We start from the raw sequence: 25,257 nt of genomic DNA on the forward strand, positions 1-25,257 counted from the left end.
AGAGGACGGCACGTGAGGTTCGAAGTACTGGGCACGTTCAGCATCTCTTCCGGATCGCGGTCGGTCCCGCTGCACGGCCGGATGAGGAGAACGCTCCTCGGCGTGCTGCTGGTCCGCGCGAACACCTTCGTCCCGGTGAACGTGCTCACCGAGGCGCTGTGGGACAGCAAGTGGGAGCCGCGCGCGGTGCCGAAGCTGCACTGGCACGTCCACAAGCTGCGGCAGGCCCTGCCTGAAGGCGATCGGCTCGCCTTCGACAACGGCGGCTACCGCTTGGAGGTCCATCCCGGCGAACTCGACGTCGAGACCTTCGAGACGCTGGCGGGCCAAGCGTTGAAGGCCGCGGACCCCGCGCAGCGCGCCTCGCTGATCCGGCAGGCCCTCACGCACTGGCACGGCGCGCCCTACGAAGGCCTGGACGTCCCGCTGCTTTCGGACGAGACGATGCGTCTCTCGGAGCACCGGCTGGTCCTGCTCGAAGAGCTCTACCAGGCCGAACTGGACCTCGGGCGGCACGCGAGCGCGGCCGTCGAGCTGGCGGATCTGGTGCGGCGGAACCCGCTGCGGCAGCGTGCCCAGTACCTCCTGATGGACGCTCTTTGGCGAGCCGGGCGCACGTCCGACGCGCTGGCGGCGTACCGGCGTGCGCGCCGGATCTCGGTCGATCAGCTCGGCCTCGAACCGGGGCCGGAACTGCGGTTGCTGGAGCGGAGGATCCTCGCCGGCGAGGTCGCGGGGGCCGGTGCGCACCGTGCCCCGGCGTTGCTTCACCGGGCCAGGTGAACCTACGGCGCGTCGCTTTGCTCCCGCTTGGGTGACCTGTCTCAGAACTCCGGGGTTAGGGTTCGAGGTATGTCCCGAGCGAGTCTTGACAAGGATCCGCACGAAGTCGCCGCCATGTTCGACGACGTCGCGGACGGCTACGACCGCGCGAATTCGTTCATGACCTTCGGCTTCGACCGCCGCTGGCGCACCATCACCGGCCGGGTGCTGGACGCCAAACGCGGCGAGAAGGTGCTGGACCTCGCGGCGGGCACCGGCGTGTCCACGGTCGAGTACGCGCGCAACGGCGCGTGGTGCCTCGCGGCGGACTTCTCGGTCGGCATGCTCAAGGCGGGTAAGCACCGCGGCGTCCCGATGGTGGCCGCGGACGCGATGAAGCTGCCGTTCGCCGACGAGAGCTTCGACGCGGTGACCATCTCGCTCGCGCTGCGGAACTTCGTCGACACCAAGGCCGCGCTCACCGAGATCGCGCGCGTGGTCAAACCGGGCGGCCGTCTGGTGATCTGCGAGGTGTCGACGCCCACATTCGGCCCGATCCGGTTCCTGCACCGGAAGTTCATCGCGAAGCTGCTCACCTGGGTCGGAGCTAGGACCTCGTCGAACCCCGAGGCCTACTCCTACCTGGCCGAATCCATGCTCGCGTGGCCGGATCAGCGGACGCTGGGCGAGATCATCGCGAGCGCCGGGTGGACCGAGGTGGAGTGGCTGAACCTCACGTTCGGCGTCGTCGCCATCCACCGCGCGAAGAAGCCATCCGTAAACTCGCGCGCATGACCCGTCGCAATGCTGACCACGACGCCGAAGTCATCGTCGTCGGTGCCGGACCGGCCGGCTCCACCGCCGCCACGTACCTCGCCCGCGCGGGCGTCGACGTGCTGCTGCTGGAGAAGACCGAGTTCCCGCGCGAGAAGGTGTGCGGCGACGGTCTGACCCCGCGCGGCGTCAAGCAGCTCATCGACCTGGGGATCGACACCAGCGAGGACGCGGGCTGGGTGCACAGCCGCGGCCTGCGGATCCTCACCGGCGAGCTCACGCTGGAGCTCGACTGGCCGGACCTGACCAGCTACCCGCCGTACGGCGTTTCGCGGACCCGTCAGGACTTCGACGACCTGCTCGCGAAGACCGCGGTCAAGGCGGGCGCGCGGCTCTACGAGCGCACCACCGTCACGGGCGCCATCACCAGCCCCACCGGCCGCGTGATCGGCGTCGAGGCGAAGGTCGGCCCGGAGAAGACGCCGGTGAGCTACCGCGCTCCGCTGGTACTGGCCTGCGACGGCGTCTCCGCGCGGCTCGCGCTGAGCGTCGGCATCCAGAAGAACGAGAAGCGCCCGATGGGCGTCGCGGTGCGGCAGTACTACAAGAGCCCGCGCCACGACGACCCGTTCATCGAGGGCCACCTGGAGCTGTGGGACCGCTCGGACCCGCGCGACCCCAAGCTGCTGCCCGGCTACGGCTGGGCGTTCCCGCTGGGCGACGGCACGGTGAACGTCGGCCTCGGCATGCTGTCGACGTCGGCCGCGTTCCGCAGCACCGACTACCGCGCGCTGCTGCGCCAGTGGCTCGACGGGACGCCCGAGGAATGGGGCTACCGCGAGGAGAACGCCATCGGCAAGGTCGGCGGCGCCGGTCTCCCGATGGGCTTCAACCGCACCCCGCACTACCGCGACGGCCTGCTGCTGCTCGGCGACGCGGGCGGCATGGTCAGCCCGTTCAACGGCGAGGGCATCTCGGCCGCGATGGAGTCCGCGCAGCTGGCGTCGGAGTTCGTCGTGCAGGCGCTGGCCCGCCGCGAAGGCCCTTCGCGCGAGCGTGCGCTTGAGGGCTACCCGCGCGCCGTCGCGGAGCTCATGGGCGGCTACTACCGGCTCGGCAACGTGTTCGCGAAGCTGATCGGGAAGCCGAAGGTCATGCACGCCGCGACGAAGTACGGACTGCGCATCAACTCGATCCTTCCGTTGGTGTACAAGGGACTTTCGGGCTGCTACGACGCCAAGGGCGGGGACGGCGTCGACCGTCTGATCGCCGCTCTGGCGCGCGCCACCCCCTCCCCGCGCTGACGCTCTCGCAACTCGCGTGAAGGCCCCCTTCCCTCGGCTCAGCCGAGGGAAGGGGGCCTTCACGCGCTTGGGGCTCCACACGTCTGGACCAGTCACGGGTACTCCGGGCAGTGGTATCGGTCACAGGACAAATGTGGCCAAAGGGACCCCTGAAGCCGATCTTGGGAACGACGTCGCAGGTCATCGGTACCGCACGCCGGAAGTAACCGTACTGGCCGTGCGGTCAAGTTAGGGCAGCCTTATAGCACGGGGCCTAGGGACAAGAATGTGAGTCACGTCCTACACTCGCCCCATGCTTTGTGAATCGCTTCACATCCTCGACGGGAGGCTTGTGAACTATTTCACAAGCAAGGGGGCCGTCATGCACGGCCCGTAAGGGTTGCCTTACCCCCGGCGGTGTGACCCAGGTGACTTAGGGTGCCGACCGAGGGAAGCGGTGAACCCCGACTCGAAAACCGCAGCGGCGCGGAAAGGATGGCGAAAACCCCGTGCTGATGTTGCCCGTGCTGACCCAGGCGAGCACCCCCTCGGTGCCCAACCTGGACATGTACCTCCCCCTGGTCCTCTTGTTCGTCCTCGCTCTCGCGTTCGCGGTGCTGTCGGTGCTGCTCGGCCCGCTCGTCGGCCCGAGCCGCGCCAACAAGGCGAAGCTCGCGGCCTACGAATGCGGTATCGAACCGTCGCCGCAGCCGGTCGTCGGCGGCGGCCGGATGCCGGTCGCGTACTACATCACCGCGATGCTGTTCATCCTGTTCGACATCGAGATGGTCTTCCTCTACCCGTTCGCGGTCTCCGCGGACGCGCTGGGCATGTTCGGCCTGGTGGAGATCGTGCTGTTCATCGCGACGGTCGGTTTCGCGTACGCCTACGTGTGGCGTCGCGGCGGCCTGGATTGGAACTAGAGAAGCATGGGCCTCGAAGAAAAACTCCCCAACGGCATCCTCCTGGCCAGTCTCGAAGGCCTGGTGAACTGGGCCCGCAAGAACTCGATGTGGCCCGCCACCTTCGGTCTCGCCTGCTGCGCGATCGAGATGATGACCGTCGGCGGTTCCCGTTACGACATCGCGCGTTTCGGCATGGAGCGCTTCAGCGCGACGCCGCGCCAGGCGGATCTGATGATCGTCGCCGGCCGCGTCACGCAGAAGATGGCGCCGGTGCTCCGCCAGATCTACGACCAGATGGCCGAGCCCAAGTGGGTGCTGGCGATGGGCGTCTGCGCCTCGTCCGGCGGGATGTTCAACAACTACGCCGTGGTGCAGGGCGTCGACCACATCGTCCCGGTCGACATGTACCTCCCCGGCTGCCCGCCGCGCCCCGAGATGCTGCTCGACGCGATCCTGAAGCTGCACGCCAAGATCCAGGACGAGCCGATCAACGCCCGCCGGGCCGCGATCCGCGCCGCCAGCGGTGAGCGCACCGAGCTGATCGCCTCCTCGATCAAGTACGCGAAGAAGTGAGCGACGTGCCCGAAGAAAACTCCCCCGAAACCCCGGAAACCGGCGGCGAGCAGTCCAGCGCCGAACGGTCCGCAGGCGGCCTCGAGCCCCAGGGCACCCGTCCGGCCGAGCCGGTCGTCACCGGTAAAGAGCGCCAGGGCATGTTCGGCGTCAGCGGCACCGGTGACACCTCCGGTTACGGCGGCGTCCGCCTCCCCGCGTACAGCCCGCCCCCGGCGGAGCGCCCGTACGGCGGCTGGTTCGACGAGTTCGCCGACGAGTTCTACGCGGCCTTGGCGGACAACAAGATCCCGGCGAACGCGATCCTGCAGACCACGGTCGACCGCGGCGAGATCACCTTCTACGTCTCCCGCGACCACCTCGTCGAGATCGCCAAGGTCCTGCGCGACGACACGGGTCTCCGCTTCGAGCTGCTCAGCTCGGTCTCGGGCGTGGACTACGGCGTCGACGTCCCGCAGCGGCTGCACTCGGTCTACCACTTCACTTCGATGACGTACCGCCGCCGCATCCGGCTGGAGGTCACGCTCGACATCGAAGACCCGCACGTCCCGTCGCTGGTCGGGGTCTACCCGACGGCCGACTGGCAGGAGCGGGAAGCCTGGGACATGTTCGGCATCGTCTACGACGGTCACCCGGCGCTGACCCGCATCCTCATGCCGGACGACTGGGACGGCCACCCCCAGCGCAAGGACTACCCGCTCGGCGGGATCCCGGTCGAATACAAGGGCGCGGAGATCCCGCCGCCGGACCAGCGGAGGTCGTACTCGTGAGCACCGAACACCTCTCCGACGTCACCACGGGCACGGACACTTCTCCTGAGGGCAGCGACAGCGTCCCCGTAGCCGACTCCCGCGACACCACCGAAGGCCGCGTCTACACCGTTTCCGGCGGTGACTGGGAAGACCTCATCGAGGACTCCCGCCACGACGAGCGCATGGTCATCAACATGGGCCCGCAGCACCCGTCGACGCACGGCGTGCTCCGGCTCGTGCTGGAGATGGAGGGCGAGACCGTCACCCAGCTCCGCTCGGTCATCGGCTATCTCCACACCGGGATCGAGAAGAACTGCGAGTACCGCACGTGGACCCAGGGCGTCACCTTCGTGACGCGCATGGACTACCTCGCCCCGCTGTCGACCGAGATGGCGTACTGCCTCGGCGTCGAGAAGCTGCTCGGCATCCAGGCCCCGCGCCGCGCCGAGCTGCTGCGCGTGATGCTGCTGGAGATCAACCGCATCGGCTCGCACCTGGTCTACATCGCCACCGGCGGCATGGAACTCGGTGCCACCACGGCGATGACGCTCGGCTTCCGTGAGCGCGAAGAGGTCCTGCACCTGCTGGAGCACCTCACCGGTCTCCGGATGAACCACGCGTTCATCCGCCCCGGCGGTCTCGCGCAGGACATGCCGGACGACTACCAAGAGGTGGTCAGCGCGTTCGTCAAGACGATGGACGAGCGGCTTCCCCTGTACGACAAGCTCTTCACCGGTCAGCCGATCTGGCGCAACCGGCTCAAGGGCGTCGGATACCTGCCGGTCGACGCTTGCCTCGCGCTCGGCGTCACCGGCCCGGTGCTGCGCAGCGCCGGTCTCCCGTGGGACATGCGCAAGACCGAGCCGTACTCGCGCTACGACGAGTTCGAGTTCGACATCCCGACCTCGACCGAGGCGGACTGCTGGGCGCGCTATCTGCTGCGGGTCGAGGAGATGCACCAGAGCCTGCGGATCATCAAGCAGTGCCTGAAGAAGCTCGAGCCGGGCCCGGTCATGGTCGAGGACAAGAAGGTCGCTTGGCCGGCGCAGCTCTCGATCGGCAGCGACGGCATGGGCAACTCGCTCGAGCACGTCCGCAAGATCATGGGCCAGTCGATGGAATCGCTGATCCATCACTTCAAGCTGGTCACCGAGGGCTTCAAGGTCCCGCCGGGCCAGACCTACACGTCGGTGGAATCGCCGCGCGGCGAACTCGGCGTGCACCTGGTCTCCGACGGCGGCACCAGGCCGCTGCGGGTCCACGTGCGCGAACCGAGTTTCGTGAACCTGCAGTCGATGCCCGCGATGGCCGAAGGCGGCCTGGTGGCGGACGTGATCGCCGCCATCGCCTCGATCGACCCCGTCATGGGGGGAGTGGACCGTTGAGCACCCAGCCCGGAACGACACCGACGCCCGAGCCCGGCACCAGCCTGGCCGAGCAGACCCATATCGCCGCCGGTGGTGACGTCGACGTGATCGCGATCGCGCCGGATCCCGCCGAGGCGGAGGGGATCCTGGAGAACGCGAAGCTCGAAGACATCTTCGACGCCGACACCTACGCCAAGGCGCAGAACCTGATCGCGCGGTACCCGCAGTCGCGGTCGGCGCTGCTGCCGATGCTGCACCTGGTGCAGTCGGTGCAGGGTTACGTGAGCCAGGAGGGCATCGCCTTCTGCGCGCAGAACCTTGACCTGTCCGACGCCGAGGTCAGCGCGGTCGCGACGTTCTACACCATGTACAAGCGCCGCCCGTGCGGCGAGCACCTGGTGAGCGTCTGCACGAACACGCTGTGCGCGGCCATGGGCGGCGACGCGATCTACAAGAAGCTCCAGACGCACCTCGGTTCCGAGGAGAAGCCGTTGGGGCACAACGAGACCGCGGGCACGCCGAACGAGCCCGGCTCGATCACCCTCGAACACGCCGAATGCCTCGCGGCCTGTGACCTCGCTCCGGTCATCCAGGTCAACTACGAGTACTTCGACAACCAGACCGAGGAAAAGGCCGTCGCGCTGGTCGACGCGTTGCAGGCGGGCAAGAAGCCGGCCCCGACGCGCGGCGCGCCGCTGACGAACTTCAAGGGCGCCGAACTGCAGCTCGCCGGGTTCTTCCCGGAGGACGCGCAGCAGTACCGCACGGACGTCGACGGTCCTTCGCAGGCCGTCGAAACCCTGCGGGGAGCGCAGGTCGCGCAGGACCGCGGCTGGACCGCGCCCGCGATGAAGGACGTTCCGCTTCCGGAAGTGGAGAAGAAGTAATGGCCGATCCCATCACTCCGGTCCTCACGAAGCGCTGGCTTTCGCCCAACTCCTGGACGATCCAGTCCTACGAAGCCCTCGAGGGCTACACCGCGATCCGCAAGGCGCTCAAGGCCACTCCCGAGCAGATCGTCCAGCTGGTCAAGGACTCCGGCCTCCGCGGCCGTGGCGGCGCGGGCTTCCCGGCCGGCATCAAGTGGTCCTTCATGCCGCCGAACGAGGACAAGCCGCACTACCTCGTCATCAACGCCGACGAGGGTGAGCCGGGCACCTGCAAGGACATCCCGCTGATGATGGCGGACCCGCACTCGCTGATCGAGGGCTGCATCATCGCCTCGTACGCGATGCGCTCGCACCACTGCTTCATCTACGTCCGCGGCGAGGCGCTGCACTGCATCCGCCGTCTCAACGCGGCCGTGCGCGAGGCGTACGAAGCGGGCTACCTCGGCAAGAACATCCTCGACTCCGGATTCGACCTCGACATCACCGTGCACGCGGGAGCCGGGGCGTACATCTGCGGCGAAGAGACGGCGCTGCTGGACTCGCTGGAAGGCCGTCGCGGCCAGCCGCGGCTCAAGCCGCCGTTCCCGGCCGCCGCGGGTCTGTACGCCGCGCCGACCACGGTGAACAACGTCGAGACCATCGCCAGCGCGCCGTACATCGTCAACGGTGGTTCGGACTGGTTCCGCCAGATGGGCCGCGAGAAGTCGCCCGGTCCGAAGATCTACTCGATCTCCGGCCACGTCGAGAAGCCCGGCCAGTACGAATGCCCGCTCGGCACCACGCTGCGCGAGCTGCTGGACATGGCGGGCGGCATGAAGGACGGCATCCCGCTGAAGTTCTGGACGCCGGGTGGGTCCTCCACGCCGATGTTCACCGCGGAGCACCTCGATGTCCCGCTGGACTTCGAGGGCGCGGCGGAAGCCGGGTCGATGCTGGGCACGACGGCCGTGCAGGTCTTCAACGAGACCGTTTCCGTGCCGTGGGCCGTGATGAAGTGGACGCAGTTCTACGAGCACGAGTCCTGCGGCAAGTGCACGCCGTGCCGCGAGGGCACGTACTGGCTGGCGCAGATCCTGGAGCGCATGGTCGAGGGCCACGGCACCGAGGAGGACATCGACACCCTGCTCGACGTCTGCGACAACATCCTCGGCCGCTCGTTCTGCGCCCTCGGCGACGGCGCGGTCTCGCCGATCCAGAGCGGGATCAAGTACTTCCGCGAGGAATTCCTCGCACTGTGTGAAACCAACAAGCGCGAACTGGTGGGGGCGCAGGCATGACGATCGCACCCGACAAGCCGGGAACGTCCACAGAGGACACTCCGGTTCCCGAAGGCCACGTCAAGCTGGTCATCGACGGTGAAGAGGTCATCGCGCCCAAGGGCGAGCTGCTGATCCGCACCGCCGAACGGCTCGGCACGGTCATCCCGCGCTTCTGCGACCACCCGCTGCTCGACCCGGCGGGCGCCTGCCGCCAGTGCCTGGTCGAGGTCGAGATGGGCGGCCGCCCGATGCCGAAGCCGCAGGCCTCGTGCACCATGACGGTCGCCGACGGCATGGTCGTGAAGACCCAGCTGACCTCGGCCGTCGCGGACAAGGCCCAGCAGGGTGTGATGGAGCTGCTGCTCATCAACCACCCGCTGGACTGCCCGATCTGCGACAAGGGCGGCGAATGCCCGCTGCAGAACCAGGCGCTCGCGCACGGCCGCGCGGACTCCCGCTTCGTCGACACGAAGCGGACGTTCCCGAAGCCGCTGCCGATCTCCTCGCAGGTCCTGCTCGACCGCGAGCGGTGCGTGCTCTGCCAGCGCTGCACCCGGTTCTCCCGCGAGATCGCCGGCGACCCGTTCATCGAGCTGCTCGAACGCGGCGCCCACCAGCAGATCGGTACCGCGGAGACCGCGGACGTGCTGGACCTGGCTTCGCGGACGACGTCGGGCCAGCCGTTCCAGTCGTACTTCTCCGGCAACGTCATCCAGATCTGCCCGGTCGGCGCGCTGACGTCGGCCGCGTACCGGTTCCGTTCGCGGCCGTTCGACCTGGTGTCCTCGCCGAGCGTGTGCGAGCACTGCTCGTCCGGCTGCGCCGAGCGGACCGACTTCCGCCGCGGCAAGGTCATGCGGAAGCTCGCGGGCGACGACCCCGAGGTCAACGAAGAGTGGATCTGCGACAAGGGCCGGTTCGCCTTCCGTTACGCCACCGCCGACGACCGCATCCGCCGTCCGCTGATCCGCAACGCCGACGGCGTGCTCGAAGAGGCTTCCTGGACCGACGCGCTGCGCGCGGCCGCGGCCGGGCTCGCCGAGGCGCGGGACGGCAAGGGCGCCGCGGTGCTGACCGGTGGCAGGTTGACTGTCGAGGACGCCTACGCGTACTCGAAGTTCGCGCGGATCGCCTTGGGCACCAACGACATCGACTTCCGCGCGCGTCCGCACTCGGCCGAGGAGCTGGGCTTCCTCGCGTCGCACGTGGTCGGGACGACGCCGGAAAGCGGCGTCACCTTCCGCGAGATCGAGCGGGCGCGCACGGTGCTGTGCGTCGCGTTCGAGCCGGAGGACGAGGCGCCGATCGTGTTCCTGCGGCTGCGCAAGGCGGCCCGCAAGAACCGCACCCGCGTCGTCCACTTGGGACAGTGGACCACCTCTTCGGTCCGCAAGACCTTCGGCGAGCTGCTGGCCTGCGCGCCGGGCGCCGAGGCCGCCGCGATCGACGGCATCGCGCAGCACGCGCAGGACGTCGACCAGGCGCTGGCCTCGGAAGGCGCTGTGATCCTCGTCGGCGAGCGTGCCGCCGAGGTGCCCGGCCTGTTCTCGGCCCTGCACCGGCTGGTGGAGCGCACCGGCGCCCGGCTCGCGTGGATCCCGCGTCGCGCGGGTGAACGCGGTGCCCTGGCGGCGGGCGCGGCGCCGACGCTGCTGCCCGGTGGCCGCCCGGTCGCCGACGCCGCGGCTCGCGCCGAGGTCGAAAAGGCTTGGGGCGTCACCCTTCCCGCCACGGAGGGCCGCGACACCACCGCCATCCTCAAGGCGGCCGCCGAGAACGGACTCGACGGCCTGCTGGTCGGCGGCGTCGACCCGGGCGACCTGCCGGATCCGGGCCTGGCGTTGCGGGCACTCGTGAACGCGAAGTTCGTGGTGAGCCTGGAGCTGCGGCACAGCGCGGTCACCGAGCACGCGAACGTCGTCCTCCCGATCGCCCCGGCGGTCGAGAAGGCGGGCAGCTACCTGAACTGGGAAGGCCGCCGCCGCGAGTTCGCCGTCACCCTCGAAGGCACCGGCGCCCTGCCGGACTGCCGGGTGCTCGACACCCTCGCCGTCGAGATGGACGCGGACATCTTCACGCAGACCCCGGCCGCTTCCGCCGCCGATCTGGCGAAGCTGCCCGTCAGGACCGAGCCCGCGACCTTCGAGCCGGTGGCGGCCGCCGCCGCGAGCGCGGGGAACGGCAAGGTCCTCCTCGCCACCTGGCGCCAGCTGATCGACAACGGTTCGCTGCAGGACGGCGAGCCGCACCTCAAGGGCACGCAGCGCGAGGTCGTCGCCAAGCTCTCGGCGAAGACCGCCGAAGGCTTGGGCAAGACCGTGAAGGTCTCCACCGAACGCGGTTCCATCACGTTGCCGATCGAGGTCGCGGACCTGCCGGACGGCGTCGTGTGGCTCCCGGGCAACTCCGACGGCTCGGCCGTCCGCGCCTCCCTCGGCGCGGGGCACGGTTCGGCCGTCACCCTCACCGGAGGTGAGAAGTGACTCCGTTGCTCAGCCAGATGCCGGACGCCGCCGAGCGGGCGGCGCTGCTGGCCGACGACCCGTTGTGGCTGATCCTGATCAAAACGGTCGTCATCCTGCTGATCGGTCCGATCCTGACGATCTTCCTGATCGTCTGGGAGCGCAAGGCCGTCGGCCGGATGCAGAACCGTCCCGGCCCCAACCGGGTCGGGCCCGGCGGCTACCTGCAGTCCCTCGCGGACGCGATCAAGCTGCCGTTCAAGGAACAGATCATCCCGGACACCGCCGACCGCAAGGTGTACTTCCTCGCGCCGGTGATCTCCGCGGTGCCGGCGCTGATCGCGCTGGCCGCGATCCCGTTCGGCCCGGTGGTCTCGATCTTCGGTGAGCGCACCACGCTCCAGCTGGTCGACCTGCCGGTCGGCGTGCTGGTGATCCTGGCCTGCTCCTCGATCGGCGTGTACGGACTGGTGCTGGCGGGTTGGTCCTCCGGCTCGCCGTATCCGCTGCTCGGTGGGTTGCGAAGCGCGGCTCAGGTGATCTCGTACGAGATCGCGATGGGTCTCTCCATCGTCGGCGTCATCCTCTACGCGGGTTCGATGTCGACCTCGCAGATCGTCGAGTCACAGCAGACCGGCTGGTACTTCTACCTGCTGCTGCCGAGCTTCGTGATCTACCTGATCTCCATGGTCGGCGAGACCAACCGCGCCCCGTTCGACCTCCCCGAGGCCGAATCCGAGCTGGTCGGCGGTTTCCACACCGAGTACAGCTCGATGAAGTTCGCGATGTTCTTCCTCGCCGAGTACGTCAACATGGTGATCGTCTCGGCGTTCGCGACGACGTTGTTCCTCGGTGGCTGGAAGTTCCCGTTCGTCGGCGCCGACCACGCGCTGAACCAGGGCTGGCTCCCGCTGATCTGGTTCTCCGCCAAGCTGTTCATCCTGCTGTTCGGCTTCATCTGGCTGCGCGGCACGCTGCCGCGGCTGCGGTACGACCAGTTCATGCGGCTGGGCTGGAAGGTCCTGGTCCCGGTCAACCTGGTCTGGATCGTCGTGATCGTCACGGTCCGCGCGATCAAGAACTCGGGCGGCCTCTCCACCCCGCAGATCCTCATCGGCGGCGGCGCGCTCATCCTCGTCGTCGTCATCCTGAGCCTGCTGCTGCCGGACAAGAAGGTCCCGGACGACGACTACGTCCCGGTGACCGGTGGCGGGTTCCCGGTGCCGCCGCTCGACCTGCAGGTTCCGGACAAGACTCCGCGTCAGAAGGCCATCGCGAAGGCCGAAGCCCGGGCTGCCAAGCGCAAGCCCGCGGCGGTTTCCAGTGGAAGGGAGGCCGGCGATGGGGATGTTTGATCCCATCAAGGGTTTCGGTGTCACCTTCGGGATGATGTTCAAGAAGGTCGCCACCGAGGAGTACCCGGAGGCAGGCGCCCCCGCCGCTCCGCGTTACCACGGCAGGCATCAGCTCAACCGGCATCCGGACGGGCTGGAGAAATGCGTCGGCTGCGAGCTGTGCGCGTGGGCCTGCCCGGCGGACGCGATCTTCGTCGAAGGCGGCGACAACACCGAAGAGGCGCGGTACTCGCCCGGTGAGCGGTACGGCGCCGACTACCAGATCAACTACCTGCGCTGCATCGGCTGCGGGTTGTGCGTCGAGGCCTGCCCGACCCGATCCCTGACGATGATCAACTTCTACGAGCTGGCCGACGACGACCGGCAGCGGTTGATCTACACCAAGGAAGACCTCCTCGCGCCGCTGCTGCCCGGTATGGAGCAGCCGCCGCACCCGATGCGGCTCGGCGACAACGAGCAGGACTACTACGTCAACGGCCCGGAACTCGCACGGAAGCCCGCTGAGCCGAAGGAGCCGGTCCAGTGATCACGGCTTTCCTCGCGCAGACGGACGTTTCGGCAGGCATCACCACCGGCGAGACGATCGCGTTCTGGGTGCTCGGCCCGCTCGCGCTGCTCGGCGGGCTCGGCATGATCTTCTCCCGCAACGCCGTGCACTCGGCGCTGTGGCTGGTGCTCACGATGCTGTGCCTCGGCGCGCTGTACATGATCCAGCAGGCGCCGTTCCTCGGCTTCACGCAGATCATCGTCTACACCGGCGCGATCATGATGCTGTTCCTGTTCGTGCTGATGCTGGTCGGCCGGGAGAGTTCCGACTCGGTCGTCGAAGTGCTGCGCGGACAGCGGGTCATGGCGACCCTGCTCGGCATCGGCGTCGGCGGGCTGCTCGCCGCGGGTCTCGCCCGCGCGATGGCCAACGTGACCCCGGCCCTGCCGGTCGACCCGGCGAACGTCGACGGCGGCGGCCCCGGCGGGCTGGGACGGCTGATCTTCACCAAGTACCTGTTCCCGTTCGAGCTCACCTCGGCGCTGCTGATCACCGCCGCGCTCGGCGCGATGGTGCTCGCGTTCACCGACCGGCACGCCAAGGGCGGCAAGAAGAACCAGAAGGAACTCGTCGTCGACCGGTTCACCGGAAAGCACGATCGGCCTTCGCCGCTGCCCGGCCCCGGTGTCTTCGCCACGGCCAACTCGGTCGCCACCCCGGCGCTGCTGCCCGACGGCTCGATCGCCAGGGAGTCGCTCTCGGAGATCATCGAGTCGACTTCGGCCGCGCAGCTGGAAACCGAGCGCAAGCAGGTCGCCGGAACGGATCAAGGCCCGGACGCCCACGCGCTCGTAGGTAAGAAAGAAGGGGACGAGGAATGACCCCGACGTACTACCTGCTCCTGTCCGCGCTGCTGTTCGCCATCGGCGCGGTCGGGGTGCTGGTGCGCCGCAACGCGATCGTCGTGTTCATGTGCATCGAGCTGATGCTGAACGCGGCGAACCTGTCCCTGGTCACGTTCGCCCGGATCAACGGGTCGCTGGACGGCCAGGTGATGGCGTTCTTCGTGATGGTCGTGGCCGCCGCGGAGGTCGTGGTGGGGCTCGCGATCATCATGGCGATCTTCCGCACCCGGCGCTCGGCCTCGGTCGACGACACCAACCTGCTGAAGTACTAGGAGCACCGAGTTGACCGCATCATCGTGGCTGCTGGTGGCTTTTCCGGCCCTCGGCGCCCTTATTCTCCTGCTGGCGGGCAAGCGGGCCAGGGGCTGGGGACACCTCCTCGGCAGTGCGACCGTCTCGCTGTCCTTCGTCTACGGCCTGATCCTCTTCTTCACGGCCGACACGAAGGCCACCGCGGACGTCAAGCTGTTCTCGTGGATCCCGGTTTCGGCGCTGCAGGTCGACTTCGGGCTCCGGATCGACGCGCTGTCGCTGACGTTCGTGCTGCTGATCACCGGCGTCGGCATGCTGATCCACTTCTACTCGATCGGCTACATGGCCGAGGACCGCGACCGGTCGAGGTTCTTCGCGTACCTCAACCTGTTCGTCGCCTCGATGCTGATCCTGGTGCTGGGCAACAGCTTCGTGACGCTGTACCTCGGCTGGGAGGGCGTGGGTCTCGCGTCGTACCTGCTCATCGGCTGGTACCAGGACCGCCCGTCCGCGGCCACCGCGGCGAAGAAGGCGTTCCTGATGAACCGCGTCGGTGACGTCGGGCTCGCGCTGGCGATCTTCCTGATGTTCAAGTACGTCGGGAGCACCGGTTACGCCGAGGTCTTCGGCGCCGTCGGCCAGATCCCGACCGGCGCGGTCACCGCGATCGCGATCCTGCTGCTGCTGGGCGCCTGCGGTAAATCCGGTCAGTTCCCGCTTCAGGCATGGCTTCCGGACGCGATGGAGGGCCCGACCCCGGTCTCGGCCCTCATCCACGCGGCGACGATGGTCACCGCCGGCGTCTACCTGGTCGCCCGCGCGCACGAGATCTTCAACGCCACCGCGGACGGCCGCCTGATCGTCACCCTCGTCGGTACGGTCACGCTGCTGATCGGGTGCATCATCGGCTGCGCCTACGACGACATCAAGAAGGTCCTGGCGTACTCCACGGTCAGCCAGATCGGTTACATGATGCTGGCCGTCGGCCTCGGCCCGATCGCCTACGCGCTCGGCATCATGCACCTGGTGGCGCACGGTTTCTTCAAGGCCGGGCTGTTCCTCGGGGCCGGTTCGGTCATGCACGCCATGAACGACGAGGTCGACATGCGGAAGTTCGGCGGGCTGCGCAAGCACCTGCCGGTCACCTTCTGGACCTTCGCCCTCGGCTACCTGGCGCTGATCGGCATCCCGCCGCTCTCGGGCTTCTTCACCAAGGACGCGATCATCGAAGCGGCGCTGAGCCAGGGTGGCTGGCGTGGCTGGGTGATGGGCGGCGCGGCACTCCTCGGCGCCGGGCTCACCGCGTTCTACATGACGCGCCTGATGGTGATGACCTTCTTCGGCAAGGAACGCTGGAAGGAGATCAAGTCCAGCGACGGCCGCGACTTCCACCCGCACGAGTCTCCGGCGATCATGAAGTGGCCGATGATCATCCTGGCGATCGGCTCGATCGGCGCCGGCGCGTTCTTCGCCCTCGGCGACCGGTTCGCCGAATGGCTTTCGCCGGTGGTCGGCCCGCTCGAGGAGGGTGGCCACAGCGTCATCCCGCACGCGCTGGTCCCGATCCTCACCGTGGCGCTCTCGGTGCTCGGCGCCGCGGCGGCGTGGCTCTTCGTCGGCCGTAAGGACGTTCCGGTGGAACGCCCCGAGCGGGTCTCGGCCGTGGTCAAGGCCGCGCGCAACGACCTGTACGGCAACACCCTGAACGAGACGCTGGTCGCCCGCCCGGGCACCTGGCTCGCCCGCGCGCTGGTCTACGTGGACAACCGCGGGGTCGACGGCGCGGTCAACGGCCTCGCCGCCGGGCTCGGTGGCGGATCCGGGCGCCTGCGCCGCCTGCAGACCGGCTTCGTCCGCTCGTACGCACTGTCCATGCTGGGCGGCACATTCCTGCTTCTGGCGGCACTCCTGCTGGTGAGGTTCTCCTGATGACCTGGGTACTCGCATCCATCCTGCTGCCGCTCGTCGGCGCCGCGGTCGTCGCGGGGATGAAGAAGAACGACAGGCTGGCGACGCTCACCGCGCTCGTGGTGTCGCTCCTGACGTTCCTGCTGGTGATCCCGATGTGGGCGAGCTATTCGCCTTCGGGGGACCGGATCCAGCAGAAGTCCTCGATGGACTGGATTCCGAACTTCGGCATCCACATCTCGTTCGGCATCGACGGCATCGCGCTGGTGATGATCGCGGTCATCGGCCTGCTGGTGCCGATCGTGGTCGGCGCGCTGGGCCTGACCGACAAGCTCCCGGCCGGGCGCTCGGCGGGCGGGTTCCTGTCGCTGATCCTGGTGCAGGAGGCGCTGACCATCGCGGTGTTCGCCGCGACCGACGTCTTCCTGTTCTACGTGCTGTTCGAGATCATGCTGATCCCGATGTACTTCCTGATCGGCGGTTACGGCGGCGCGAACCGGCAGTACGCGGCGGTCAAGTTCTTCCTGTACTCGTTCCTTGGCGGCCTGATCATGCTGGCCTCGGCGATCGGGGCGTACTCGCTGGCGTCGGACGAACTGGGCAAGGGCACCTTCGACTGGGAAACGCTCGTCACGGTCGTCCGCGACGCTCCGCTGGGCACCCAGATCTGGCTCTTCATCGGGTTCTTCCTCGCGTTCGCGATCAAGGCCCCTTTGGTGCCGTTCCACACCTGGCTGCCGGACGCCGCGGGCCAGGCACCCATCGGCGTCGCGGTGCTGCTGGTCGGTGTGCTGGACAAGGTCGGCACGTTCGGTTTCCTGCGCTATTGCCTCCCGATGTTCCCCGACGCCAGCAAGGAACTCGCGCCGTGGGTGCTGGTGCTCGCCGTCGCGGGTGTCCTTTATGGATCGATCCTCGCGGCCGGGCAGCGCGACATGAAGCGCTTCATCGCCTACGTGTCGATCGCCCACTTCGGGTTCATCGCGCTGGGCATCTTCACCTTCAACGAGCAGGCGATGGTCGGCTCGGTGTCGTACATGCTGAACCACAGCCTCGCCACCGGCATGCTGATCGTGGTCGTCGGCCTGATCGTGATGCGCGGCGGGTCCACGCGGATCTCCGACTACGGCGGCATGGCGAAGGTGACCCCGTTGCTCGGCGGGATGCTGCTCATCGCCGGTCTGTCCACTTTGTCCCTGCCCGGCACGAACTCCTTCATCAGCGAGTTCCTGGTGCTGCTGGGGTCCTTTGTGGACTACCCGGTGTACACGATCATCGCGACGGTCGGCATGGTGCTGGCCGCGGCGTACGTGCTCTGGCTCTACCAGCGCGTCATGCAGGGCCCCGTCCGCGGTGACGCCCTGATGGCCGCGGGTGGCGGGCCGGGCACGGCCATCGCGCCCGAACTCGGGGCGACCAAAGCCATCAAGGACCTCGGCGGCAAGGAGATCGCGATCCTGGCGCCGATGGTCGTGCTGATCATCGCGCTCGGGTTCTATCCCAAGCCGGTGCTCGACACGATCACCCCGTCGGTGCAGGCGACGATGTCGTCCGTGCAGGGAGGCAAGTAAACCGTGCACTTCTTGACTCAGACGCCGGCGGTGCAGCTGCCGTCGATCGACTACTTCGCCGTCACGCCGATCCTGATCATCCTCGGGGCCGCGTGTGTCAGCGTGCTGTTCGAAGCCTTCCTGCCCAAGCACATGCGGTGGCCTTCGCAGGTCTTCCTGTCCCTGGTCGGGATCGGGGCGGCGGGTGTCTTCCTGGTCTGGTACGCCAGCTCCTCCGCGCCGAAGAACGGCATCACGACCTTCAGCGGCGCGATCGCCGTCGACCGGCCGTCGCTGTTCCTCTGGGGCACGCTGCTGGCGCTGGCCTTGGGCGCGCTGCTGCTGATCGCGGACCGCTCGGTCGAGCCCGGTGGCGCGTTCGTCGCGCAGGCCGGTATCCGCCCGGGCACGGTCCAGGACCGCGCGCAGGTCGGCACCACCGGGATGCAGACCGAGGTCTTCCCGCTGACGCTGTTCGCGCTCGGCGGCATGATGGCGTTCGTCGCGGCCAACGACCTGCTCACCATGTTCATCGCGCTCGAAGTGCTGAGCCTGCCGCTGTACCTGATGTGCGGTCTCGCCCGCCGTCGTCGCCTGCTCTCGCAGGAGTCCGCGGTCAAGTACTTCCTGCTCGGCGCCTTCTCGTCGGCGTTCTTCCTCTACGGTCTCGCGCTGCTCTACGGCTACGCGAACTCCGTGAAGCTGTCGGACATCGCCAACGCCGCCGCCGGTTCGGACCGCTCGGACACGCTGCTGTTCGCCGGGCTCGGGCTGCTCGCGGTGGGCCTGCTGTTCAAGGGTTCGGTCGGCCCGTTCCACACCTGGACCCCGGACGTCTACCAGGGCGCGCCGACGCCGGTCACCGCGTTCATGGGCGCCTGCACCAAGGTCGCCGCGTTCGGCGGGATCCTGCGGGTGTTCCAGGTGGCGTTCGAGTCGACCAGCTGGGAATGGCGCGGCGTGCTCTGGGGCGTCGCGATCATCTCGATGCTGATCGGCGCGGTGCTGGGCCTGACGCAGACCGACGTGAAGCGCATGATCGCCTACTCGTCCATCGCGCACGCAGGGTTCCTGCTGGTCGGCGCCATCGCGATGACCGAGGACGGCCTGTCGAGCACGCTGTTCTACCTGCTGGCCTACGGCTTCACCACGCTCGCCGCGTTCGGTGTCGTTTCGCTGGTGCGTGACGCGAACGGCGAGGCGACGCACCTGTCCGCCTGGGCAGGGCTGGCGAAGCGGTCTCCAGTGCTGGCCGGGGTGTTCACCTTCCTGCTGCTCGCGCTGGCCGGTATCCCGCTGACCAGTGGCTTCGTCGGCAAGTTCGTGGTGTTCTCGGCGGCCCTGTCCGACGGGATGGCACCGCTGGTCGTCGTCGCCCTGATCTTCAGCGCCGTCGCCGCGTTCTTCTACCTGCGGGTGATCGTGCTGATGTACTTCTCCGAGCCGGCTCCCGACGGCCCGACCGTCACCGTGCCCGGCGCGTTCACCACCACGGCGATCACGCTCGGCGTCATCGTCACGCTGGTGCTCGGGCTGCTCCCGGCGTTCGCCCTCGACTGGGCGGGCTCCGGCGGTTTCGCCCTCAAGTAGTCCCGCTTCGCGAAAGGCCCCCTCGCTGACGTGAGGGGGCTTTTTCGTGTCAGTGCGACGTCAGAGCGATGTCAGGCCGGACCTCGATAGTTACCTCATGACCAAGAACAGCACTGCCACGATCACCGCCCCCTGGACCGGAATGGTGCCGGTCGACGACACCGCGCTCGCCGTCACCGACACCGGTGGCACCGGCATCCCCGTCGTCTACATGAACGGCCAGTTCGCGACCCAGGGCTACTGGCGGCGGGTCCTCGCCGACCTGGGCTCGGACTTCCGCCACATCACCTACGACGAGCGTGCCCGCGGCAAGTCGCGGCGTTCGGCCGACTACTCCTTCGAAGCCGCCGTCCGCGACGTCGACGCGGTCCTCGCCGCCAGGGGAGTGGAACGCGCGCTGGTGGTGGGCTGGTCCTACGGCGCGGTCGTCGCGGCGCACTGGGCCGCCCGGAATCCGGAGCGCACCATCGGCGCGGTCCTGGTCGACGGCGCGTTCCCGTACGACTGGCTCGACGACGCCATGGAGCAGCGGATCCGGAAGATGTTCAAGCGCCTCAACCTGATCATGCCGCTGCTGCGCCCGACCGGGCTTGCCCCGCGGATGACCGCCGCGCAGCAGGCGGAGAGCAACATCGAGCTCGGCAAGCTCTCGCGGGAAGCCGAACTGGGCCCGGTGCTCGACGGCATCACCGTGCCGACGCGATACGTGCTCGCCTCGGGAACCTCCTTCGGCAGCAAGGCGGACGAGCAGGAGCAGATCCGGACCGGGCTCGACGCGGTGACCGTGCGCAACCCGAACATCAAGGTGAGCGCGAAGGTCGAGAGCAACCACGGAGCCTTGCTGCGCAAGGACTTCCCGGCCATTTCCGAAGCCGTTCGCGAGGTCGCCCGGCTCGGCGAATGACTTGCTCCGCCGCACCGGGCAGGGTGCTCCCGATGCCGAAGCCCACACCTCAGGCGAGAGCCCTTGCCGACGGACTGCGCGCCGCGCGGAAGGCCGTCAGATTGGCCGCGACCGAGGTGGCCGACAAACTCGCGTGGTCCCAGTCGACGATCAGCCGGATCGAAACCGGCCTGCGCGCGGCGTCCGCGGAGGAGGTGTCGGCGCTGCTTGCGGTGTATCAGGTGACAGGGGAGCGTCGAGAAGCGCTGCTCTCGCTGGCTCGCGACAGTGGGCCGTGGTGGTTCGCCGACGCTTCCCTCCAAGTGAACACGCTCGCACAGTACGAAAAGGAGGCCACCAAGATCGTTGCCTTCGGGGCGACGCTCCTACCCGGTCCGCTTCGCACGCCTGCCTACGCGAGGGCTGCGAACTCTTCCACCGCAGCGCTGGGCGAGAAGAGATTCGTCGCCTATATCGACGAAGCGGCGCTGCACCGTCAGGTCGGTGGGCCGCTGGTGATGGCGAATCAGCTTCGGCATCTCGTTTCGATGGCCGAGCGGCCCACCGTCGAACTCCGGGTCATCCCGTTCGCCGCCGGAGCACATGCGGGCGATGCCCACGTTCTGCTGGAATTCGGCGACGCACCGCCGGTGGTGTACCTGGAACATCGGCGGTGCGGGCTTTTCCTGCACCGGCCCAGCGATGTCGAGCCCTACCTCCGGTCCACTGTGGACGCCGTCGCGCTGGATCCGGTGCGGTCGGTGCGCCTGATCGAGTCAGTGGTCGAGGCTCGCCCGCAGCGCGGCGACCTTCTGGGCAAGTAACGTGGGTTCGCCGGGCAGGACGGTGATGTACCGGTTCCGGGGAGAACCGCTCACGTGCATGGCCACGCGTCCGGAGTCGAGGTCCAGATAGGACAGACCGTCCGTGGCCTCGGTGCGTTTCCCCCCATCGGGACGCATGGCCACGGCGAAGAAACCGACGCCGAAATAGGGCTGCTCGAAGACTTCGTCGAGCTGCCGCGCTTCGCGGCTCCGGGCCTCGGGCTCGTCGTAGAGACCGTCCCCGCCGCTGCCGTTGAAGTCGTCCTGGGGCAAGGAGAACGGGGCGAACCGCGCGGGCGGGTACTCGGGCAGGTTCATCACGAGCGCCGCCGCGCGATCGGCGGTCCGCACGCCTTTCAGCCACACGCGGTTGCCCTCGCAGATCGCGGTGACCGCGGCGCGGCCGCGTACGGCGACGAGCACGTTGTACTGCTCCGCCTCCGTCCGCAACGTCGCGTAGTACTCGGTGTTCGGCCGGTCGAGTATGTGCAGGACGTCCTCGAAGTCGCTGGTCAGCCGCTTGCCCTCGGTGAACCCGAGCCCGCCGAGCTCCTCGAACGCCGCCCTGTCCTCGCCGTTCCGCGACGACGGCGGGATGTAGCGCAGCCCGCCCGCGAAGATCAGATGCGGATCGCCGCAGCCGGCGTGACGGAACGCGGTCAACAAGGTGTCGAGCGTGATCTCGACCGGGCGCGCGAGCACCACGTGCCTCCCTCCCCTGGGACTGTGGTGCTACTTCTTCTTCTCGCCGATCACCGGCGGCATCGGCTTTTCGATGTAGCCGCCGAAGGTCTCGTCGGGGTCCGGGTTCTGGAGGTACGTCGGAGCCTTCTTCTCCTTGTCCTCCTCGCCCTTCCCGCGGGCGGCTCCGGGCGCCATCGGCATCCCGTTCGCCCCGCCACGACCGGCGGCGCCTGCCGTTCCCGCCGCACCACGGCCGGCCACGCCCTCACCGGGCATCCCGGCGCCGCTTCGGCCACCCATACCGGGCTGCTGTCCGGGCCCGCCGACTCCGCCTGTCCCGCCTGGTCCGCGGAAGCCGCCGCCGCCCGGCCCGCCTGGTGACCTGACGCCCGACCCCGGGACCCCGGGGCCGCTCGTTCCCGGGCCGTACCCGGGCGGGAAGGCGCCGGGCGTGTTGTACGTCGGGTTCGGCTTCCCGTTCGGCCCGAAGTCGAGGTTCGCCGCCGGCGGCACGACCGGAGTGGTCTGAGGCGGTGTGTACGAATTCGCGCGGGTTCCGTCGTCCGGCTGCTGGAAGCCGGGGTGGTGCTGACCTGGCTGGGGCCCTTGCCCACGCTGCGGACCACTGTCGGTTGCGCTCGGCCCGCTGGGGCCGCTCGGCCCGCCGGGAGTACTGGGACCGCTCGGACCACTCGGCCCTCGGTAGGGCTCGCCGACTCCGTATTCGCGCCCGTCGGAACCGTCGCCGAACCCTCTCGCCGTCGGCCTCCCGCCGCCACCCTCGTCCAGGGCGACGCTGCCACCGGGGTCGGTGAGCTGCGCGTACTGGGCGGGCAGCTCGTCACCGTTGGCGGTGCTGGCGGAGTGGTAGCTCGCGAAGGTGTCGATGTTGTGCTGGCTGTCGGCCTGGTACCCCTTGACCTTGCTCCAGTAGCTGACCAGGCCGCCGCTCATGGCGGACTTGACGTCCTCGGCAGTCGGCGCGGGCTGCTCGGGCGGAACCGGCTTGACCGAGTTCTTGGCCGTGCCGAACGCGTCCATCTGGGCGCTGATCGCCGACTGGGCGACCGCCAGATGCATCGCGTCGTCGTACGCGGCCTCCACGACAGGCTTCGTCGCGTCGGCGGCCGCGTCGCTGGCGCCGCCTTGCCAGCCGGCCATGGTCTTCTGGGTGAGCGCGGAGAGCTTCTGCGCACGCTCGTGGTGCTTGGCGGTCAGGTTGAAGGCACTTAGCTGTGCGTCGGCGAGCGAGTCGATTCCTTCGCCGCCGGTGATCTGGTCGTAAATTTGGGCCGCGGTGAGTGGTCCTGCCGGCATCAGTTGCCCCCTCGGATGGTGGCCAGCACCCTGATGGCGGCTTCACGGGCAGCGGCACAGGGATCCTTTGTACCGACGTTGGCTTCGGATTGAACCAAGGAGATGCCGACGGTTTGGGTGTCGCTGGTCCCCAGCGCTACCGAACAGTCACCTTTGGCGCGATTGTCGTTGACGTCGTACGCGGTCACCGGGTAACCGTCAATCGGTTCCAGCGGCTCGAGAAGTTTGTAGGTCGTGCCCTTGCCTGCGTAGAACTTCGCGGTGCCACTGTCCGGCAGGTCAGCGAAGATTGCGTCGATCAGAGGCCGGCTGGTTGATGGGATGGACCACCTGCAGGCAGGTCCAGCGCCACCGTCTCGTGGCACGGTTTCGGTGTTGGGGCCGAGGAGTTCCTCGATCTGCGCTTTGGTCAGGGCGTCGCACGGTGCCTGCTTGAACCGTGCTACGTCGATCGGGTGCTCGACTTTAGGCACGCCAGGAGTCGAGTTCGACTGGCTTGGGCTGGTTCCACCACTGGTGGGTGTGGGCGTGCCGTTGGTGGTGGGAGTCGAGCATGCTGCGAGGGCGAGCGTGGCCGCGCTGAGGACAAGGATGGTGCGTCGCATCAGACGATGCCCTTCGACTGCTGGTTGATGACTGTCTTTGCGTGGTCGTCCGCAGTGGCGTATTTGCCGAGAGCGGTGACGTACTTCTTGGCCATGTTCTCGCAGTAGGCGACACGCTGCTCAAGGGCCGCCACGAGTGCTTCGCCGGACTGCCGAGTGATGGCAGCGTTGTCTCCACTGGCGAATTCCATTCCCGGCGGTCGCGCTAGAGCGATCATTCGCGCGTCAGCGAGGTCGTCTCTGTACTCCTTGGCTAGACCGTTCCACTCTTTCACCAGCTCGTGGAGGGTCGCCTCGTCGTACTTGAACCCCGCGCCCTGCGCGACAGGCGTCCCGTAGGAACCCCCGCTGGGCCGGAACCGGTCGACCTCGCTCCAGCGCAACCCCGGCTCATAGGTCGGCGAACCCTCAGGCACGGCCATGCACCCCCATAGCGCCGAACCGTTCCCCGCTGAATAGCCGAAACCGCCCCGAAGTCACCGTCGTCATCTGCCCCTCCCGTGGCTACAAGGCGCGTCTCCCCGATGCACCCTGCGTAATCCGACGCCGGGAAGATTACCAGGGTTCCCGGGGCGGTGAACCCGGCTGCATAAAGTCCCGCTCCCTGCTGAATAGCTTCGGCGAACATGGTGACTATCCGTGAAAATCAATCGTGTGAACCTGCCCTGGAAAACCGGGTTCCACCTGGTGGGCGACCCGGTGAATTCGCACACTCTGCGTAATGAAGTTTCGAAGAGTGATTCTTGGCGCAGTGCTCCTCGGGCTGCTCGCAGCTTGTACGGATTCCGTGGATACGGCCCCGTCGCCACCGCAGTTTCCGAAATGGCAGCCGAAGCAACCGCGGCCTGCGGACCGTGACGAACAGGCCGTCGACCGTGCTCTCGCCACGACCGACTTCTGTGCCCTGATCGATCGTGTCACCTACGCGCTGCATCAGCCGCTCGACGCCGCGTTGGCGACCACTCGTTCGGAAGTCAAGGCCGGCCGTAAACGCTGTGCGCTCGTCCGCGGTGACACCGAAGTGCTCTACGTCCAGGACGTGGACCCGGGCCACGCGGCGCTCCGGAACGACGGAGCCGTCATCGACCTCGCCGGGGTGAAGGCCTACCAGGTCGAATCCCGCCGCGAAGGCTCGGTCGACGGCTGCGCGATCACCGTCCCGGTCAGCTTCCAGCGCGCGGTCAAGTTCGAGCTGGGGATCCTGAGCCGGAGCAAGGACTGCGGACTTCTTCGCGACTTCGCCACCGCCGGGGCCGCGAAGCTGCCCCGTGACCTCGTCTACCCGCCGGACGCCCAGGACAGCGCCCGGGTCGGCGCCTGCGCGAACTGGGTCTCCACCAGCAAGGGCGAGACCTGCGATCCGGCGGTCGAGGCCCAGGTGCCGACGGGTGCCGAGGTGATCTTGGCCGCCGGTGCCGCCGACCCGAACGTCGAATGCGCGGTGTTCCGGAATGCGGTCGCGAAGACCTTCGGGCCGGAGTTCGAGCCGATCGCCACGCCGGGCGCCTGCTACTTCGTCGAACCACGCCATCGGGTGCAGATCGAGGCGGGGGCCACCGCGAACGGCGGCGCCCCCGGTGATTGGCACGCGGATCCGAACGGCACCTTCAAGGACCACCGTCAGCACTCGTTCAGCGGGAACCCGGGAGTCACCCTTCGCAACAAGGACGAGAGCGATTTCCTCATGTACGTCTCGCCGTTCGGGAATCTCGGCTCGCGCGGGCATGTCCGGTTGCTGATTTCGTCGCAGCGGGAGCGGGGGATCGACGAATGGCCGCGGTCCAGGGCGCTCCCGGCCGTGGAGATCGCCAAGGCGCATGCCGTGATGGAGCTCGTGATGGCGACCCACTTTCGGGTGGCCAGGTGACGT

General features: G+C 68.2%; 24 protein-coding genes. 20 read left to right on the plus strand and 4 right to left on the minus strand.

Going from position 1 to position 25,257, the window contains the following annotated elements:
• Positions 1-12 precede the first annotated feature (12 nt).
• The 19 genes from ACZ1DY_RS03225 to ACZ1DY_RS03315 all read left to right on the plus strand — a co-directional run bounded on the left by ACZ1DY_RS03225 (position 13) and on the right by ACZ1DY_RS03315 (position 20,781).
• Positions 13-783: an AfsR/SARP family transcriptional regulator gene (locus ACZ1DY_RS03225; protein ID WP_257489354.1), complete on the plus strand. Its 771-nt coding sequence runs from the start codon at positions 13-15 to the stop codon at positions 781-783.
• Positions 784-852: 69 nt separating this feature from the next.
• Complete coding sequence (locus ACZ1DY_RS03230; RefSeq protein ID WP_257489353.1) at positions 853-1,557, plus strand: demethylmenaquinone methyltransferase; 705 nt, start codon at positions 853-855, stop codon at positions 1,555-1,557.
• Positions 1,554-2,840: a geranylgeranyl reductase family protein gene (locus ACZ1DY_RS03235; protein WP_034310672.1), complete on the plus strand. Its 1,287-nt coding sequence runs from the start codon at positions 1,554-1,556 to the stop codon at positions 2,838-2,840. Before ACZ1DY_RS03230 ends, ACZ1DY_RS03235 begins: the two co-directional genes overlap by 4 nt.
• A 494-nt stretch (positions 2,841-3,334) precedes the next feature.
• A complete protein-coding gene (locus tag ACZ1DY_RS03240) occupies positions 3,335-3,742 on the plus strand; it encodes an NADH-quinone oxidoreductase subunit A (RefSeq protein WP_192748015.1) in 408 nt (135 codons plus the stop codon).
• A 6-nt stretch (positions 3,743-3,748) separates the two neighbouring features.
• A complete protein-coding gene (locus tag ACZ1DY_RS03245; RefSeq protein WP_005151847.1) occupies positions 3,749-4,297 on the plus strand; it encodes a NuoB/complex I 20 kDa subunit family protein in 549 nt (182 codons plus the stop codon).
• Positions 4,298-4,302: 5 nt separating this feature from the next.
• Entirely contained in the window at positions 4,303-5,067 is a 765-nt protein-coding gene (locus tag ACZ1DY_RS03250; RefSeq protein WP_465483568.1) for an NADH-quinone oxidoreductase subunit C, read from the plus strand.
• A complete protein-coding gene (locus ACZ1DY_RS03255; RefSeq protein ID WP_465483569.1) occupies positions 5,064-6,434 on the plus strand; it encodes an NADH-quinone oxidoreductase subunit D in 1,371 nt (456 codons plus the stop codon). The genes ACZ1DY_RS03250 and ACZ1DY_RS03255 overlap by 4 nt, the downstream gene beginning before the upstream one ends.
• Positions 6,431-7,303, plus strand: a complete 873-nt coding sequence (nuoE, locus tag ACZ1DY_RS03260) for an NADH-quinone oxidoreductase subunit NuoE (RefSeq protein WP_037332932.1) — start codon at positions 6,431-6,433, stop codon at positions 7,301-7,303. Before ACZ1DY_RS03255 ends, nuoE begins: the two co-directional genes overlap by 4 nt.
• Entirely contained in the window at positions 7,303-8,583 is a 1,281-nt protein-coding gene (gene nuoF / locus ACZ1DY_RS03265; protein WP_126733248.1) for an NADH-quinone oxidoreductase subunit NuoF, read from the plus strand. Before nuoE ends, nuoF begins: the two co-directional genes overlap by 1 nt.
• Positions 8,580-11,048, plus strand: coding sequence for an NADH-quinone oxidoreductase subunit G (locus tag ACZ1DY_RS03270; protein ID WP_465483570.1), 2,469 nt, complete (start codon positions 8,580-8,582; stop codon positions 11,046-11,048). Before nuoF ends, ACZ1DY_RS03270 begins: the two co-directional genes overlap by 4 nt.
• Positions 11,045-12,382, plus strand: coding sequence for an NADH-quinone oxidoreductase subunit NuoH (nuoH, locus tag ACZ1DY_RS03275; protein WP_465483571.1), 1,338 nt, complete (start codon positions 11,045-11,047; stop codon positions 12,380-12,382). Before ACZ1DY_RS03270 ends, nuoH begins: the two co-directional genes overlap by 4 nt.
• Positions 12,369-12,908, plus strand: a complete 540-nt coding sequence (gene nuoI, locus ACZ1DY_RS03280; RefSeq protein WP_125678873.1) for an NADH-quinone oxidoreductase subunit NuoI — start codon at positions 12,369-12,371, stop codon at positions 12,906-12,908. Before nuoH ends, nuoI begins: the two co-directional genes overlap by 14 nt.
• Positions 12,905-13,750, plus strand: coding sequence for an NADH-quinone oxidoreductase subunit J (locus ACZ1DY_RS03285; RefSeq protein ID WP_126733250.1), 846 nt, complete (start codon positions 12,905-12,907; stop codon positions 13,748-13,750). The genes nuoI and ACZ1DY_RS03285 overlap by 4 nt, the downstream gene beginning before the upstream one ends.
• Positions 13,747-14,046: an NADH-quinone oxidoreductase subunit NuoK gene (gene nuoK / locus ACZ1DY_RS03290; protein WP_005151882.1), complete on the plus strand. Its 300-nt coding sequence runs from the start codon at positions 13,747-13,749 to the stop codon at positions 14,044-14,046. The genes ACZ1DY_RS03285 and nuoK overlap by 4 nt, the downstream gene beginning before the upstream one ends.
• 10 nt (positions 14,047-14,056) lie before the next feature.
• On the plus strand, positions 14,057-15,955 hold the full coding sequence (gene nuoL / locus ACZ1DY_RS03295; RefSeq protein WP_257489346.1) for an NADH-quinone oxidoreductase subunit L: 1,899 nt from the start codon (positions 14,057-14,059) through the stop codon (positions 15,953-15,955).
• Complete coding sequence (locus ACZ1DY_RS03300; RefSeq protein WP_378342357.1) at positions 15,955-17,505, plus strand: NADH-quinone oxidoreductase subunit M; 1,551 nt, start codon at positions 15,955-15,957, stop codon at positions 17,503-17,505. The genes nuoL and ACZ1DY_RS03300 overlap by 1 nt, the downstream gene beginning before the upstream one ends.
• A 3-nt stretch (positions 17,506-17,508) precedes the next feature.
• The gene (gene nuoN, locus ACZ1DY_RS03305; protein ID WP_257489344.1) at positions 17,509-19,074 is read left to right on the plus strand and encodes an NADH-quinone oxidoreductase subunit NuoN; all 1,566 of its coding nucleotides are present in this window, start codon (positions 17,509-17,511) and stop codon (positions 19,072-19,074) included.
• 97 nt (positions 19,075-19,171) lie between these two features.
• Positions 19,172-19,978 carry an alpha/beta fold hydrolase gene (locus ACZ1DY_RS03310; protein ID WP_465483572.1) on the plus strand — a complete coding sequence of 269 codons (807 nt, stop codon included), beginning with the start codon at positions 19,172-19,174 and terminating at the stop codon, positions 19,976-19,978.
• A gap of 32 nt (positions 19,979-20,010) precedes the next feature.
• Positions 20,011-20,781 (plus strand): helix-turn-helix domain-containing protein, encoded by a 771-nt coding sequence (locus tag ACZ1DY_RS03315; RefSeq protein WP_465483573.1) that lies wholly within the window; start codon positions 20,011-20,013, stop codon positions 20,779-20,781.
• Here ACZ1DY_RS03315 and ACZ1DY_RS03320 read toward each other — a convergent pair.
• The 4 genes from ACZ1DY_RS03320 to ACZ1DY_RS03335 are packed head-to-tail and all read right to left on the minus strand — an operon-like array spanning position 20,734 to position 23,809.
• Entirely contained in the window at positions 20,734-21,486 is a 753-nt protein-coding gene (locus ACZ1DY_RS03320; RefSeq protein WP_465483574.1) for an ESX secretion-associated protein EspG, read from the minus strand. The two genes, ACZ1DY_RS03315 and ACZ1DY_RS03320, sit on opposite strands and share 48 nt — an antisense overlap.
• A gap of 27 nt (positions 21,487-21,513) precedes the next feature.
• Positions 21,514-22,782 carry a PPE domain-containing protein gene (locus ACZ1DY_RS03325; RefSeq protein ID WP_465483575.1) on the minus strand — a complete coding sequence of 423 codons (1,269 nt, stop codon included), beginning with the start codon at positions 22,780-22,782 and terminating at the stop codon, positions 21,514-21,516.
• Positions 22,782-23,387: a DUF3558 domain-containing protein gene (locus ACZ1DY_RS03330; protein ID WP_465483576.1), complete on the minus strand. Its 606-nt coding sequence runs from the start codon at positions 23,385-23,387 to the stop codon at positions 22,782-22,784. The genes ACZ1DY_RS03325 and ACZ1DY_RS03330 overlap by 1 nt, the downstream gene beginning before the upstream one ends.
• The gene (locus ACZ1DY_RS03335) at positions 23,387-23,809 is read right to left on the minus strand and encodes a hypothetical protein (protein ID WP_465483577.1); all 423 of its coding nucleotides are present in this window, start codon (positions 23,807-23,809) and stop codon (positions 23,387-23,389) included. The genes ACZ1DY_RS03330 and ACZ1DY_RS03335 overlap by 1 nt, the downstream gene beginning before the upstream one ends.
• A 365-nt stretch (positions 23,810-24,174) precedes the next feature.
• On the opposite strand from ACZ1DY_RS03335, the gene ACZ1DY_RS03340 reads away from it, so the two are divergent.
• Complete coding sequence (locus ACZ1DY_RS03340) at positions 24,175-25,254, plus strand: hypothetical protein (RefSeq protein WP_465483578.1); 1,080 nt, start codon at positions 24,175-24,177, stop codon at positions 25,252-25,254.
• Positions 25,255-25,257: the final 3 nt, after the last annotated feature.

The sequence above is a fragment of the Amycolatopsis sp. PSD-21 genome (assembly GCF_055561455.1).